This window comes from Corynebacterium sp. UMB8791 (assembly GCF_054166365.1).
The window spans coordinates 160,452-174,774 of record NZ_JBSZCG010000103.1 but is presented as its reverse complement, the minus strand read 5'-3'; the positions used below and the strand labels follow the sequence as shown (position 1 = coordinate 174,774).

14 protein-coding genes are annotated in these 14,323 nt (G+C 64.7%); 6 read left to right on the top strand and 8 right to left on the bottom strand.

Features of this window, described 5'->3' with window-relative positions:
- The first annotated feature begins 58 nt into the window (after nucleotides 1-58).
- The 4 genes from ACXIUA_RS03665 to ACXIUA_RS03650 are packed head-to-tail and all read left to right on the top strand — an operon-like array spanning nucleotide 59 to nucleotide 3,491.
- The gene (locus tag ACXIUA_RS03665) at nucleotides 59-949 is read left to right on the top strand and encodes a MetQ/NlpA family ABC transporter substrate-binding protein (RefSeq protein WP_070363016.1); all 891 of its coding nucleotides are present in this window, start codon (nucleotides 59-61) and stop codon (nucleotides 947-949) included.
- A 3-nt stretch (nucleotides 950-952) separates the two neighbouring features.
- A complete protein-coding gene (locus ACXIUA_RS03660) occupies nucleotides 953-1,984 on the top strand; it encodes a methionine ABC transporter ATP-binding protein (RefSeq protein WP_070363017.1) in 1,032 nt (343 codons plus the stop codon).
- Nucleotides 1,981-2,673: a methionine ABC transporter permease gene (locus ACXIUA_RS03655; protein WP_070477634.1), complete on the top strand. Its 693-nt coding sequence runs from the start codon at nucleotides 1,981-1,983 to the stop codon at nucleotides 2,671-2,673. Before ACXIUA_RS03660 ends, ACXIUA_RS03655 begins: the two co-directional genes overlap by 4 nt.
- Nucleotides 2,674-2,702: 29 nt before the next feature.
- Nucleotides 2,703-3,491 carry an HAD family hydrolase gene (locus ACXIUA_RS03650; RefSeq protein ID WP_421628985.1) on the top strand — a complete coding sequence of 263 codons (789 nt, stop codon included), beginning with the start codon at nucleotides 2,703-2,705 and terminating at the stop codon, nucleotides 3,489-3,491.
- On the opposite strand, the gene ACXIUA_RS03645 is transcribed toward ACXIUA_RS03650, so the two are convergent.
- Nucleotides 3,488-4,393 (bottom strand): sucrase ferredoxin, encoded by a 906-nt coding sequence (locus ACXIUA_RS03645; RefSeq protein WP_070477627.1) that lies wholly within the window; start codon nucleotides 4,391-4,393, stop codon nucleotides 3,488-3,490. The two genes, ACXIUA_RS03650 and ACXIUA_RS03645, sit on opposite strands and share 4 nt — an antisense overlap.
- 143 nt (nucleotides 4,394-4,536) lie before the next feature.
- On the opposite strand from ACXIUA_RS03645, the gene ACXIUA_RS03640 reads away from it, so the two are divergent.
- Nucleotides 4,537-5,130 carry an AMIN-like domain-containing (lipo)protein gene (locus tag ACXIUA_RS03640; RefSeq protein WP_457976135.1) on the top strand — a complete coding sequence of 198 codons (594 nt, stop codon included), beginning with the start codon at nucleotides 4,537-4,539 and terminating at the stop codon, nucleotides 5,128-5,130.
- A 3-nt stretch (nucleotides 5,131-5,133) separates the two neighbouring features.
- Here ACXIUA_RS03640 and ACXIUA_RS03635 read toward each other — a convergent pair whose 3' ends face one another.
- Both ACXIUA_RS03635 and ACXIUA_RS03630 read right to left on the bottom strand, forming a co-directional pair.
- Nucleotides 5,134-6,678, bottom strand: a complete 1,545-nt coding sequence (locus ACXIUA_RS03635; RefSeq protein WP_457976134.1) for a Y-family DNA polymerase — start codon at nucleotides 6,676-6,678, stop codon at nucleotides 5,134-5,136.
- On the bottom strand, nucleotides 6,675-7,388 hold the full coding sequence (locus tag ACXIUA_RS03630; RefSeq protein WP_457976133.1) for a hypothetical protein: 714 nt from the start codon (nucleotides 7,386-7,388) through the stop codon (nucleotides 6,675-6,677). The genes ACXIUA_RS03635 and ACXIUA_RS03630 overlap by 4 nt, the downstream gene beginning before the upstream one ends.
- A 106-nt stretch (nucleotides 7,389-7,494) precedes the next feature.
- Between ACXIUA_RS03630 and ACXIUA_RS03625 the strand changes: the two genes are divergently transcribed.
- Nucleotides 7,495-7,938: a hypothetical protein gene (locus ACXIUA_RS03625; RefSeq protein WP_457976132.1), complete on the top strand. Its 444-nt coding sequence runs from the start codon at nucleotides 7,495-7,497 to the stop codon at nucleotides 7,936-7,938.
- On the opposite strand, the gene ACXIUA_RS03620 is transcribed toward ACXIUA_RS03625, so the two are convergent.
- From ACXIUA_RS03620 to ACXIUA_RS03600, 5 genes are read right to left on the bottom strand one after another with little or no spacing between them, the layout of a single operon-like run.
- Entirely contained in the window at nucleotides 7,935-9,158 is a 1,224-nt protein-coding gene (locus ACXIUA_RS03620) for an alkylhydroperoxidase domain protein (RefSeq protein WP_457976131.1), read from the bottom strand. The two genes, ACXIUA_RS03625 and ACXIUA_RS03620, sit on opposite strands and share 4 nt — an antisense overlap.
- Entirely contained in the window at nucleotides 9,151-10,752 is a 1,602-nt protein-coding gene (locus ACXIUA_RS03615; RefSeq protein WP_457976130.1) for a dipeptide ABC transporter ATP-binding protein, read from the bottom strand. Before ACXIUA_RS03615 ends, ACXIUA_RS03620 begins: the two co-directional genes overlap by 8 nt.
- A gap of 3 nt (nucleotides 10,753-10,755) precedes the next feature.
- Entirely contained in the window at nucleotides 10,756-11,568 is an 813-nt protein-coding gene (locus ACXIUA_RS03610; RefSeq protein ID WP_457976129.1) for an ABC transporter permease, read from the bottom strand.
- 5 nt (nucleotides 11,569-11,573) lie between these two features.
- Nucleotides 11,574-12,587 (bottom strand): ABC transporter permease, encoded by a 1,014-nt coding sequence (locus ACXIUA_RS03605; RefSeq protein WP_457976128.1) that lies wholly within the window; start codon nucleotides 12,585-12,587, stop codon nucleotides 11,574-11,576.
- Nucleotides 12,572-14,227, bottom strand: a complete 1,656-nt coding sequence (locus ACXIUA_RS03600; RefSeq protein WP_457976127.1) for a TIGR04028 family ABC transporter substrate-binding protein — start codon at nucleotides 14,225-14,227, stop codon at nucleotides 12,572-12,574. Before ACXIUA_RS03600 ends, ACXIUA_RS03605 begins: the two co-directional genes overlap by 16 nt.
- Nucleotides 14,228-14,323 lie beyond the last annotated feature (96 nt).

Genomic DNA, 14,323 nt, shown 5'->3' with positions numbered 1-14,323 from the left:
AGATGCTAAGTTTTCAAACCATCAATGATTCCCCAACGAAAGACATAAAGGAGACATCATGCGCCTCAACCGTGTGATTGCAACCATCGCAGCTTCAGCCCTCGCCGCTACCAGCCTGGTAGCTTGCTCCAACGACTCTGCCGAGAAGACCACCGACGCTGCCGGTGGCGGCGAGGACACCGTCGTCAAGATTGGTACCACCGACGCTGACCAGAAGGCATGGTCCGTCTTCGAAGACCTTGCAGCGGACAACGGCATCACCCTCGACATCGTGCAGTTCTCTGACTACGCACCAGTCAACGAGGCGCTTGCCCAGGGCGAGATTGACCTGAACAAGTTCCAGCACATCCTCTACCTCGCTACCTACAACGAGGCTTCCGGCAACGACCTGAAGGTGCTGTCCACCACGGAGATCTACCCGCTGGCACTGTTCTGGAAGGATCACGATTCCCTCGACGGCATCGAAGGTACCGAGGTTGCTATCCCGAACGATGACTCGAACCAGGGCCGCGCAATCAACGTCCTCGTCCAGGCTGACTTGATCACGCTGAAGGATGGCGCCGATGAACTGGCCCCGTCTCCAGCAGATATCGACGAGGCAGCGTCGAAGGTGAAGGTTGTTCCGGTCGACGCTTCCCAGACGACCTCCGCATACAAGGAGGGTCGCCCGGCCATCATCAACAACTCCTGGCTGGAGCGCGCTGGCATTGAGCCAAAGCAGGCTATCTTCCAGGATGACCCGGCTTCCGAGCAGGGCGAGCCATACATCAACGTCTTCGCTGCACGCGCTGAGGACCTGGACAACCCGACCTACAACCGCCTCGCAGAGCTGTGGAACTCCCCAGAGGTCGCAGCTGCCGTCCAGGAGGATTCCCGCGGCACCGCGGTCGCTGTTGAGCGCTCCCGCGATGACGCAAACGCTATCCTCGCACGCCTTCAGGAGAAGTAATCCGTGACGAAAACCGGCACCCGGGTTGAGTTCCGGGACGTATCGAAAGTCTTTACAACGGGTGGGCGCGAGGTTGTGGCCGTCGACAATGTGTCGCTGACGGTCGAGCCTGGTGAGATCCTTGGAGTGATCGGCTACTCCGGCGCTGGCAAGTCCACGCTGGTGCGGCTGATCAACGGGCTCGACATGCCTACCAGCGGCGAACTCCTCCTCGACGGCACCAATATCGTCGGCAAGAGCGAGAAGCGCCTGCGGGAAGTGCGCCGAAACGTTGGGATGATTTTCCAGCAGTTCAACTTGTTCTCTTCCCGAACTGCGGCGGGCAACATTGAGTACCCGCTGCAGCTTGCCGGTTTGGGCAAGCAGGAGCGCCGGGCGCGCGTCGAGGAGCTCCTCGAGTTCGTCGGCCTGTCGGATCGTGGCAAGAACTACCCCGAGCAGCTTTCGGGTGGTCAGAAGCAGCGCGTGGGCATCGCTCGTGCGCTCGCCACGAATCCCTCGCTCTTGCTTGCCGACGAAGCCACCTCCGCCCTCGACCCCGAGACCACCCACGAGGTGCTTGAGCTACTGCGCCGCGTCAACGCGGAACTTGGCATCACGATCGTGGTGATTACCCACGAGATGGACGTGATCCGCGCGATTGCGGACAAGGTCGCCGTGATGGAGGCCGGCAAGGTCGTCGAGTATGGCTCCGTCTACGAGGTGTTTTCGGACCCGAAGACGAAGGTCGCACAGCGCTTCGTATCGACGTCGCTTCGCAACACCCCAGACAAGCACGAGGAGCTCGAGTTGCTGAACGCGGCGCCTGGGCGCCTCTTCACTGTCGACCTGACCGAACACTCGGGATTCTTCGGCGCGGCGGAGAAGGCGCGCCAACGCGGCGTGTCGATTCAGCCGGTGCACGCGGGTATTACGACCCTGCAGGAGCACTCCTTCGGCAAGATGACGGTCCGCCTCAACGGCGACGATGCAGCGATTAACGAGTTCCTGCACACGCTGCAGGGCACCACGGATATTCAGGAGATACGTCGATGAACAGTGCTGTCAATGAATTCATTCTGGCGCAGCCGAACTGGGACCGCCTCGGTCCCACGTTCGTAGACGCCATCGGCGACACGCTCTGGATGGTGGGCATCACCCTGCTGGTCGGTGGTATCTGCGGCCTGATCCTTGGCGTGTTCCTGTACACCACCCGCCCGGGTGGCATCCTGCAGAACAGCGTCGTGTACTGGGTGATTAACTTCGCCGTGAACTTCTTCCGGCCGATCCCGTTCATCATCATGATCGCGATGCTCTACCCCATCACGTTGTCGGTGGTGGGCACCACGATTGGCCGGGGCGCAGCCACGTTTGTGATGTGTTTCTCCGCGACCTTTACCGTGGCCCGTATCGTCGAGCAGAACCTGGTGTCCATCGATCCCGGCATGATTGAGGCCGCGCGTTCGATGGGCGCAGGCCCGTGGACGATCATCCGCACCGTCATCCTCCCCGAGGCGCTCGGTCCGCTGATCCTCGGCTACACGTTCATCTTCATCGCGGTGATCGATATGTCCGCGATGGCAGGCTACATCGGCGGTGGCGGCCTCGGTGACTTCGCCATCGTGTATGGCTACCGCCAGTTCGAGCCGCAGGTGACGTGGGCTGCCGTGATCGTCATCGTCGTCATCGTGCAGCTGGCGCAGTTCTTGGGCAACTGGCTGTCCAAGAAGGTGATGCGCCGCTAAGGTGTGACCAGTTGGTTAGGATGGGTGCCATGAAAATCGCAGCGTTTGATTTTGATGGCACCCTTCATCATTCCACGGACACTGACACGGGCGAGCACGGCTTCGACCCGGCCGACATGGCCGCGATCCAGGCCTGGCGCGACGCCGGCCACATCGCCATTTCTGCCACCGGACGCTCGCGCACCGCGCTCGAGTTCGGGATGCGCCACTGCCCCATCCGCTTCGACTACCAGGTGCTCTCCAACGGCGGCTCCGCAACCACCGGCGACAACGAGCGCCTGCTCTACTCACATCTTGTAGACCCGGAGATCGTCGAGCAGGTGGTCACGCACTTCGCTGACACGGATGGGGTGGCGGTGTTCGGCACCACGATCGGCCACGTCGATGGTGAGTTCAGCAACAACACCCAGGCCCGCAGCAGCTTTACCGTCAACTTCGACAGGATGACCACGGCCGACATTCCCCACCACGAGTTCGCCGTCGTCCCCTTGTGGATCCCAGGCAACGAAGCGCTTCGCGCCGAAGTCTACGAGTGGACGCGCGCGCTGCCGCATGTATCGGTAGCGCAGAACCAGGACTTCATCGACATCATGGCGCCCGGTCGCACGAAGGGCGCAGGCATCCAGGACCTGTTGCAGCTCCTCGACGTCCCACGCGAAGACATCGAGCTGTACACCTTCGGCGACTCGTGGAATGACCTGTCCATGCACGAGATCGCAGATCACTCGCACAGCTTCCACCACTCGCCCGCCGAGGTGCAGCAGCGCACCGACCACGTGATCAACAGGGTCGCTGACGTGCTGCCCAGCTACATCTAGGAGCGCCCGACTGCGACCCAGCTCTTGCCGGGCTTCGGGTCCTTCCCGCATGATGCCATCACGGCATCAACGTCGCGCTGTTCCAACGTCACCTCGTAGGCAGTGTCGGTCGCGGTGTCGGTGACGGTGACGTGGGCGGAGGGGCCGTCGATACGCTCGGCGGTGACTTCGAGCTGGCCGTAGCGCACCTTGTCCCCTCGGGTGGCGAGCTGCGTTGCGACGTCCACTTCCGCCACCTGACCTACCGGGCTGAAGGTGCCGCGGCCGCGGTTGCCCGGCACGAAGTACTCGCCGCGCATCGCAGCTTCAAGCATGGCCTCAGTAGCCTCAAGGTTCATTCGGCCAAAGCTGTACGCCCACGGCATGAGCAGCATCGTGGCGGCAAAACGGTGCCCCTTGATGTGCGAGGTTTCCCACACCACGTCGTTGCCCTGCCCAAACGGGTACTTCTCTACGAGCTCGTTGACGATGGGGCGACCCTTGATGGCGCAGCACATGTCGCGCTTCGCGTGGGTACAGACCAGGACCAGCGGTTTCGTACGCGACTTGGCGCTGTTTTGCCCTGGGCCTGACAGGTCGAGATCCAGGATCGCCTCAGGCCCATCGACGTGCAGCACCTCGGTTGCTGCCTGGTCGGCGAAGACCAGGTAGACGTGGTGGTCTTCAATCTGGCGGCCTTCCCTCGTTGGGTGGCGGATGAGCAGCAAGGTGGCGTTGTAGCGCTGCATGTGCGCTTTCAACTTTTCGGTCAGTTCGTCCCCGAAGGTGTCGCCGTCGAGTACGTCGTGGCTCCACTTGTGTGGCCACTCAAACAAAACGTAGGTCGAGCCGGGTTTCGCGGTACCCGGCAGCGGCTCACTGTCCGTATCGGAGCAGAGTGTGCGTGCATGGGCTGTAGTCATGTCACCTACTGTAGCGAAAATTTCCCGATTGATTAGGCATACCTAAACCGGGCCGAGTCGGGCAGTTAACATTTTGATAACCTTTTTGATTTTTTGCCGTTCTGCTTTGCTCTTCGAGATTCGTTCTGGCTACGGTAATTTGCGTGTTTCCCTTACCGAAGTTCGCCGTTGCGGCGCTGGCGCCCTGCATTGCTGGCGCCGTGCTCGCTGGGTGCGTGTCTTCTCCTGCTCAGGACCAGGCCGCGACCCGCGTCGGCTCGATGCATGCTGCGCCATCAACGACGCAGCTGCGCCCGCTCGGTACCGCGAACGCGAGCCCGAAGACTCAGCGGCCTTCCGCGCCTGCTCAGCTCACCGTGGCTGGCGTGCGTGTGGGCACCCACGAAGGGTTCGACCGTGTGGTTGTAGACCTCGTCGGCGAGGGCGAGCCGGGCTGGTTCGTGGATTACACCTCCACCCCGATGCAGGAGATCACCGGCAAACCACTGAAGGTGACTGGCAACGCGTTCCTCAATATCAACATCGACGGCACCGTCTACCCCTACGAACTTGGCCTGGACGCGGACCAGATCAAGGTGGATACCCCGGCAGAGACCGGCAACATTATTGACGTCGTCAACGCCGGCACCTACGAGGGTCGCAGCCGCGTGGTCGTAGGGTTACGCTCCGACTTGCCGTATTCGGTGCAGATTCTGGAACACCCGCTGCGCCTGGTCGTCGACATCGTGCAGTCCTAACACCTAGTGGTAGAGCGCCTCGACGCTCCAGCGCTGCCGGTGCCACACCAACAACCACCCGCGCTGCCCCGCCGTCGACGCCTGCTTCACCCCAAGCACCTGGAGGCGCGCAAGCTTCATAGGGTGCGCACCCCACCACCCTTCATCGACGGGCCACGGGCCTGCCCACGCGGTGACGTCGTAGCAGCGCTTGCCCCACACCAACGTGGCGGGCTGGCCACTGAGCAGGACCTCTGCATTAAGAAGCACCGGCCGACCGTCGCTATCCAGCAACTTTACCCGTGATGACGGGTGCTCGATCCCACCACCAAGCCTGGCTGGAAGTGGCGACGGGACAACGCCGACGAACTTCCCGCGGTCCTGTGGTGGCACCTCCCCGTAGGGCACAAGCCGGATACGCTCGGCCACGCCGCGCCCTCCGACCGCGACCGGCTGCAGCACCGCCTCCATCCCGAGCTGGGATTGCACTCGCTCGATCACGCGGCGCGCACCATCGTCTGATGCCCCGTCGGACCACAGCTCCCCCACCACGTCAGGCTGCGCAAGCTCCAGCGGTTCGAGCAGCAACGAGGCGATCGGTCCGCTGCCTCCGTTGGTGAGCCATCCATCAAGTTGCCAGCGCACCCGGTCGGCGGTGCCGGCTTCCGTCAGTGCTTCCCGCGTGCGCCACACGCGTTCGACCCGGGCGCCGTCGCTCAGCTCGGTGGAGATCTTCAGCCTCAGGCAGTGCACCCCGGCCTCCTTGAGCCGCTGGTGCAGCCTGGCCGCGAGTGCGCGGGCGGCGAACGCGGCGGCGTCGACGCGCTCGATTGGTTCTTCCGGAGTCATCTCCACCGCGAAGTCTTCCACGGGCAGTTCCGGGGCGACGCGCCGGTCCGGGGCTGCGCTGGCGATCCGGTGCAGGTGAATACCCGCGACCCCGAAGCGCGTCATCACGGCTGAGGCAGGCAGCTGCGCAAGCTGCCCCAATGTCTGGATACCAAGTTGGCCCAGGGTACGGACAGTTTCCGAGTCCGCTCCGAGCGCGGCCTCTGCCGTGAGCACCCGAAGTGGCTGCGCTGAGAGAAACTGCGCCGATCCCCCTTCGGCCACCACGTGCGAGCTCCGGGTGGCGATCACCGCGGTAGCGATCTCATCCGCCGCCCCTGCCATGACGTCGATGCCGTGGCGGGCGGCGGCATCGATCAGCATCTCAAGCGCCGTGTCCTCGTTGCCGTGGAACTTCCCCGCCGCGGCGAGATCCGCGACCACTAGGCCGGGGCGCAGCACCTCCACGGAGGCAGCTACGTCGTCCAGGGAGCCTGCGAGCGCGCTGAACGTGCGGCCGTCGCGCTCCGGGTTGTCCTCTACCACTGTCAGCTCAGGCGCGACGGCCTGCGCATTACGCACCCGCATCCCACGGCGGACCCCGACGCGCCGCGCCTCCTGCGAACAGACCTTGATGCGATGCTGCACCGCGATCGCAATCGGTTCTTCCAGCGTGTCCTCGGCTTCGAGCTTGGCTGCCTGTACGGGCCAGTCCGGGAACCAAAGTGCAGCAACCCTCATGAGGGCACCGCCTTCAGGTGCGTGACACCGCCTGTCGCCACCCCAAGCGTCAGTAGTGCCGGTGGCCGCTTCCAGCCTTTCGCGTGCGCGGACACTTCAAGGTCAATACCCGCGATACGCCCACGGCCACGCCCGATACCGTGAAAGCGAGCAATGTCCGCGCTCATGCGCAGTGCGGGCGAAGGCACCGTCACGTTCACGCAGAGCATCGCTGCTTCCCCGGCGCGCACACGGGCAAGCAGCGGGCGGGCCTGTGCGGGCGTGAATTGGATTTCACTTCGGGTGTGCAGCACCACCACATCCAGCCCTTCGGCGAGTACACCGGCGGCATGCACTGCGTCCAGCCCTGGCTCCGGGACTGCGACTGTTCTGCGCAGCGCTTGTCCTGAAAGCTCCGCGTAGGACAGCTCCGGCCACCCCACCACGGCCGCGTAGCCGCCGGCTTCCGTGACCTGTCGTAGGATCTCCACAATGAGTGAGGGCGTGTCGCTCACTTGCGTGACCTGCCGCCTTGGCAAACCTCCGTTCGGAAGTACATTCGCCAACTCACCACCCAACGGAACAACACCTTCGCCCCCGATCTGCTCCTGCGCGGCACCACCGTCAAGCTCGGCTAATTGCGCACGGAGCCGCGCAATCTGCTCAGCCTTGCTGGGCTGCTCACCACCGTCCGTAGCGAACTCGCGCGAGCGAATAGGTGTTCCATTCATGCCTGTTAGTATGCAACGCGTCCCCGACACGAGCAACAGCAAAGGTCGAACACTATTTCGAACCACGGTGGCGCGAAGCAAGTCTCAATGCGCTACGCTCTGCCCTATGTACTACGCAGACTTCCGCAACCGCGTCACCCCAATTCCCACGCCACCCGCTGTGCGGGCGGTGACCGCGGGGTGCGTAGCGGCGTCGATAAGCGTGATGGCTGCACCGCTGCCCGCAGCCGTGAAAGTCGGTGTTGCTCTCGCCGCGGTGCTCATCGCCCGCGCCACCACCCGGGCACACCCGTACCGCAAGGCCATGGCCGAGTTCGCTCGCAGCCGCAACGTCTCGCAGGTGCCGTCGCTGAGCATGGTGGTACCCCTGATGCTGTGGTGGTTGGCGATCATGCTGTGCCCGCTGATCGCGCCACTGCCCGGCTGGGGGCTGGCACTGCTTGCGGGCGGACTCTTTGTCGTGGCGTGGGTGCTCATGCCGCACGTCGACGGCACGCGACGCCTCGCATACGCACCTCCAGCACCCGCAGCGCCTACAACGAAGCGCTAGCGGTAGCGCTTCGGCACGTCAGCCGCCCCCAGGCTGAGCATGAGGCGGTTTGCCCAGTTAAAGAACGCCGCCGAGTTAATCAGGTCGAGGATTTCGAGCTCGCCGCAGCCGGCCTCGCGGAGGGCTTCGACGTGCTGTTGCGAGAACGCAATCGGGGTGTGCGTAAGCGCCACGGCGGCGTCGCGCAGCGCGTTCCACAGCGGGGTGCCCAGGTCCGCGGTCACGCCTTCGGCAAGGAGCCGGGAGATCGCCTCGGCGTCGCCGCCTTCCTGCTTCGCGCGCCCCTGGTGCACGGAAGCACAGTACTCGCACCCGTTGAGACGGGAGACCACGGTCGCGGCGAGTTCGCGCTCGGCGCGCCCCAGGCCGCCGTCGGTGTTGTAGAAAATGTCCAGGTCAGTCAGGGTGCGCGCCTTGAGCACTGCCGGGTCGCGCGCGAGCAGCCGGAAATACTCCATGTCGATTCGCTCGGGCTTGAGCAGCGCGTCGCGGTGCTCCTCGGTGAATTCGGACTTGTCCAGGCTGGGCACCCACGCGCGCCAGCCTAGGGAGTGCTCCACGAACTTTGTCGGCGCGACAACTTCGGGCAGCAGGGTGCGTGGCCCGGGTTCCCAACCGGGGTCAGCCACGCCGTGTGCACGCCCGCTTGTCGACGCCCGCTCGGCCCGCTGCGCCCCACCAGCGTCAACCCCGCCGAGCACCCGCACGCCGTGCACAACGCGCAGCTGGAAGGTCACGAACGCGATGAGCTGCGCCAACGTCACGATGCCGTTGTCGCTCCACCCGGCGGCCTGCAGGTGCCCGATCGCTGCGGCGGTGGAATCTTTCGGGTGGAAAACCAGCAGGTGCGCGAAGTCCAAAGCCGCGGCGAACTGCTCCGACGCCGCCCCGACAACGTCACCGAACAGGACGAAGTCGCCGTACCAGTACGGCCCCTCAGATGCGCCACGCGCGAGAGCGGCGTCGACGGCCTCGGCCAGGCCGGGATCTTCATCCTCGAGCAACTCCCGGTAGAACGCGCTCGCAGTTGTCAGTCCGGTGAGCCCGGCCACGAACGCGGCGACACCATAGCGCCAGGCCAGCGGCACGTCGCCCTCGTCGTCAGGCTCGAAGAGGGCCGTAAACGTGAGCTCTGCGTTCTCGACTGCCTCCGGGCGGCGCTGGCGAAGGCGCGCGAGTTCCGGGGAGGCGTCGGCAAGCATATTGATGATGTTAGACACTGAATTCTCCTAACTGTCGGGCACGGAAGCGCGCGCCCGGGATCGCATGGATCAGGTTCTTTGTCACTTCGTGGCGCGGCCACTGGAAGACGTCGTCGGTCGGGCCGTACTCCACCTGGGTACCGCGGCTGAGCACGCTGACCGTATCCGAGATCTGGCGCACCACCGCCAAATCGTGGGAAATAAATATATAGGTCAGGCCCAGCTCTTGCTGCAGGTCCTCCAACAGCCGGAGGATCTGCGCCTGCACCGTCACGTCGAGCGCAGAAACTGCCTCATCGAACACGACGAGCTCCGGCTCCACCACGAGCGCACGCGCAATGGCCACACGCTGTCGCTGTCCGCCGGACAGCTGCGCCGGGGTGCGCCGCGCGAACTGCTGTGGGTCCAGGGCCACGCGCGCCAGCATCTCGTGCGCCTTCGCGCGCGCGTCGCGTTTCGACGCCCCCGCCAAGTTCCGAACCGGCTCGGCCACGATGGCCTCCACTGTCATTTTGGGGTTCAGGGAGGAAAACGGGTTCTGGTGCACCAACTGCACCGTGGAGCGGAGCTTCCTGCGAGTGGCGTCGTCGACGCCGGTCACGACGTTGCCGCCAATGGTGACGGTGCCACACGTCGGGTCACGGAACAGTGAGATCGCCCGCCCGGTCGTGGTCTTCCCGGAGCCCGATTCGCCCACAATCGCGTGCGTGGACCCTCGCGTCACCTCGAAAGTGACGTCGTTGACGGCCACGAAGTCCCCGTACTCTTGGCGCAGGTGATCCACACGCACCAGCACGTCACCGTCCGGCGCTGGCCGGTGGTAGGCGTTCGCAACGGCGAGCGAAGGGGCGTCGGCAAGCAGGCGCTGTGAGTACTCCTCTTGCGGGTCGGCGAGCACCTCCGCAGCGGGGCCTTCCTCCACGACGGCGCCGCGCTGCATAATCACCACGTCATCGGCGCGGTCACCCGCCACCGCCAAGTCGTGTGTGATCAACACGATGCCGAGGTTGAGGCGCTCACGCATTTCGTCGAGCACATCCAACACCTTTTCCTGCACGGTCACGTCCAGCGCGGACGTCGGCTCGTCGGCAATCAGTACCTCCGGCTCGGGCGCGATGGCCGCCGCGACGAGCACGCGCTGCTTCATCCCGCCTGAGAGCTCGTGCGGGTACTGGCCGTGTCGGCGGCGCGGGTCGTCGATGCCGACGGCTTCCATCAACTCCAGCGCACGTGCGCGACGGGAGGCGGCGCTGCCGATGCCGTGGACCGCCATGGCCTCCTCAATCGAGGCCCCGACCGGTTTCAGCGGATTGAGCGAATTGTTCGGGTCTTGTGGCACCAAACCGATCTTTGTGCCGCGCAGCTGACGCCACTGCCGCGGAGACAGCTGCGTAATGTCCTTTCCTTGGAAATAGACCGCGCCGTCCAACATCCGAACGGACCCGCCGAGGAGGCCCAGCGTCGCCATCACCGAGGTGGTTTTGCCGGAGCCGGACTCCCCCACGATCGCGGTGAGCTTGCCTGGCGCAACGGAAAAGGACACGTCCTGCGCCGATGGCGGTTGGTTGCCGTACGCGACGGTCAATCCACGTACTTCAAGTAAAGGTTGCATGGGTTAGACCTCCGTACGAATGAGTTGGGACAGGTGGTTCGCGCTCATCACGGTGGCGATGATCGCCACGCCAGGCAGGACGATGATCCACCAGGCGGTGGCCATGAAGTCTCGGCCTTCGGCGATGATGAGACCCCACTCCGGGGTCGGAGGCGGGGCGCCGTAGCCGAGGAATCCGAGGATGGAGAGCTGCAGGATTGCCGTACCGAATTGCAGGGCCGCCAGCGCAATGACCGGGGTCAGTGAGTTCGGCAGGATGTGACGCACCAACGCCTGCGTCTTCGTCGCCCCAGAACCGTAGGCGGCCTCCACGAAGTCGGCGCCTGCAACCTGCATCACCTGCGAGCGGGCAAGGCGGGCGAACGTCGCCACCGTGGTCATACCGACAGCGAAGGCCGCCTGTAGTGAGCCGAAGCCCAGCACGATGATGATGGACAGAGACAGCAGGATGCCTGGGATAGCGAGCAGGACGTCCACGATCCGCATCAGTACGGTGTCGACTTTGCCTCGCAGCGCGCCCGCCACCAGGCCAATCAGCGTGCCGAACACCAGCCCGACCGCCACCGCGATCACCGCGCCGAGCAGCGACTGGCGCGCGCCGTAGACCACGCGCGAGTACACGTCGCGCCCCACGGCGTCGGTGCCGAAGAAGTGCTCCGCGCTCGGCGCTGCAAGGGCTACGTCGACGCCCTTGTATGGGTCGTGCGTGGCAAATATGCCCGGCAGCAGGGCCCACGCGCACGCAAGCAGCAGCACGAGCAGTGCGAGAACCGTGCCTGGTTGTTTCCAATGCTGTTTCCAATTCGTCGTTCGCATGGTTGCTACTCCCGTCCCGTTTCGATTGCCCGCACGTCGATGGCGTCGGCGGACTGGCTGGCGTACTGCTTCGGTGTTGCGGCAAACGGTCCGCCGGCGGTGCGCAGCCGCACGTCAAGCACCGGGTAGAGCAGGTCAATGATGAGGTTGATGGTCACGTACGCCACCGCAGCGATGAGGACTACGCCCAGCAGCACCGGCGTGTCGCGGTTCGACACGGCGGTGACCACCATGGAGCCCAACCCGGTGCGCCCGAAGACGGTTTCCGTCACCACTGCACCGCCGACGAGCTCGCCGAAGAGCAGGCCCGCCATGGTCAGCGCCGGCAGCAGTGCGTTTCGCAGCACGTCGGACCAGAAGATGCGGGTCTCGCTCGCGCCGCGCGCACGAGCTACCTGCACGAATGGGCTGCGCTGCACCTCGTCGATGGAGCGGATCAGCACCTGCGCGAGCGGGGCCGCCATCGGGACGGACAGCGTGAGCGTCGGCAGCACGAGCCCCTCGAGCGGGCCCGGCGCAATCACGTTGATCCAGCCGAGCTCGAAGGACACGAGCTGCAGCAGCACGATCGCGATCCAGAACCCTGGCAGCGACACCATCAGGGAGGGCACCGCGCGAAACAGCGCGCCGATGCGCCCGGCGCCGGGCAGCGTCGCTACGAATGCGGTCGCCAGCGCCACGATGATCGCGAGTCCGACCGAAGTCGCGGCCAGCGCGAGCGTGTGCGGCAGTGCGTCGGCAATGAGCTGGCCCACCGGTGTGCCCGTGCGCACCGAGTAGCCGAGACTGCCGGTGAACAGACCCGTCAGCGTCGCCACGTACTGCGTGAGCAGCGGCTTATCGACGCCCATCTCCGAACGGATCGCCTCAATCTCCGCCTGGCTGAGTCCCAGGGCCGGGTCGGCGTAGCGGGCCATGACACCGTCGGATGGCAGAGCCGAAAGCAGAAAGAATGCGAGAGTGTAGGTCAGCAGCAGCACGATCAGTGCTTGACCTACCCGCTTTACGATGTACGGCATGGCGTATCCCCTTCCTGGAGGTAGGCGCTATAGAGCGCAGGGCGTGCAACGGCTTCCACGCCGAACCCGCACAGACGTGGGCTGACGGCGTATACCTGTGGTTCTTCGAACAGCGGCAGCGTGTAGGCCTGCTCGGTGACGTAGTCCTGGACGGCTTCCACCGCACGGGCCCGGCCGGCGTCGTCGGGTGTGGAGACCACGGTCTGCAGCAGGTCTTCGAGGTGCTGGTCGATCACGTTGTCGTTTTCATCCTGGTTAATGAAGGAGTCTCGGCGCCCAACCGCGTAGTGCGACTCGATGGCGTCGTAGTCCGCCCGGCCGACCATCGTGTGGTAGAGCTGCACCTTGTTCGGGTCCTTCGACGCCACGTTTTGCGTCGAACGGTCGCCGGAGAGCACGGAGAGCTCAATGCCGATGTCGCGCAGGTTGGACTGCACCATCGTCATCACTTCGCGGGCGCGCGGCTGGGTCTGCGCGTAGTTGACGGTCAGGTGCAGGCGTTCCCCATCCTTGACGCGGATGCCGTCGTTGCCCACGACCCACCCGGCCTCATCGAGGAGCTGCCGGGCAAGCTCCGGGTCGTACGTATAGGCGTCGCCCTGGTTTTTGTAGCCCAAGCCCGTGGCGGCCACGCTCGAGGTCGCCAGCGGGTAGGAATCAGAGAACAGGATGCGCAGCAGCTCTTCGCGGTCCACGCTGTGCGTGATCGCGCGGCGCACCCGGATGTCTTGCAGGTACGGGTGCTGCGGGCGCATCGCGATCTGGTTGTTCATCGCGTTCGTGCCGCGGGAGACGATCTGCACGCCGCGGTCTTGGAAGTGGCGCTCAGCCGATGCAGTCACGTCGCGCACGATGTCCGCCTGCCCGGATAGGACTGCTCCGGTGCGCATCGCTTCTTCGGCGGCGAGCCGGTACGTCACGCTGTCCAGCCGGGCGCGGCCCTGGTGCTCGAGGATGGGCGGTGCCCAGTCGTAGTCCTCGCGCGCCCGCAGCTCGATGGAGGTGCCCAGCTCCTCACCGGCGATGACGAACGGGCCGGAGCCGATGATGTTGTGGGCGCTGCCCGGCCCGAAGGACTCGTTGTCGAGCGCCAGGGTGGCGTCGGAAAGCAGCCCGGCGTTGTACACGGAGACCGCTTGCTCGAACCCCGGCGAGGGTGCGGTGAAGTGGAAGCGCACCGTGTCTTCGTCGATGACTTCGCCGTAGTCATAGTTCGAGATCTGCTCGGATGCGTTGAGCAGCCGCTCCTTGTCGCCTTTGCCGTAGAGGTCGAAGTTGGCCACGACGTTCTCCGCGGTCAGCGGCGAGCCGTCGGAGTAGGTGACGTCGGTGCGGATGTCGAACGTGTATACCGTCGCGTCCTCGTTGATCTCCGGCAGCTTCGTGGCGATCCACGGGTGCAGCTCGAGTGTCTCCGGGTCCTGATAGAGCAGTCTGTCTGTTATTTGATTCACGACGCCACCATTCGGGTAGAACCCAGCCGCCGGCGGATAGAGCGAGGTAAACCAGTTCGGCTCCAGGTACGTGATTGCCTGCGTGTCCCCGCTTTGCTCTGTTTGTCCTGCACATGCGGTGCATAACCCGAGTAGCGTGGTAGCCGCAAGCAGCGCTCCGGCCTGCGTTCGACGTGTGTGCTTCACTGTTCTCCCTTCGATGAGCGATAACGCTAACACAGATTAGACGGAGCGGTCTCATGCGTCTAGACTAAGCAGTCTAAACGGTCACTGTCGCAACAG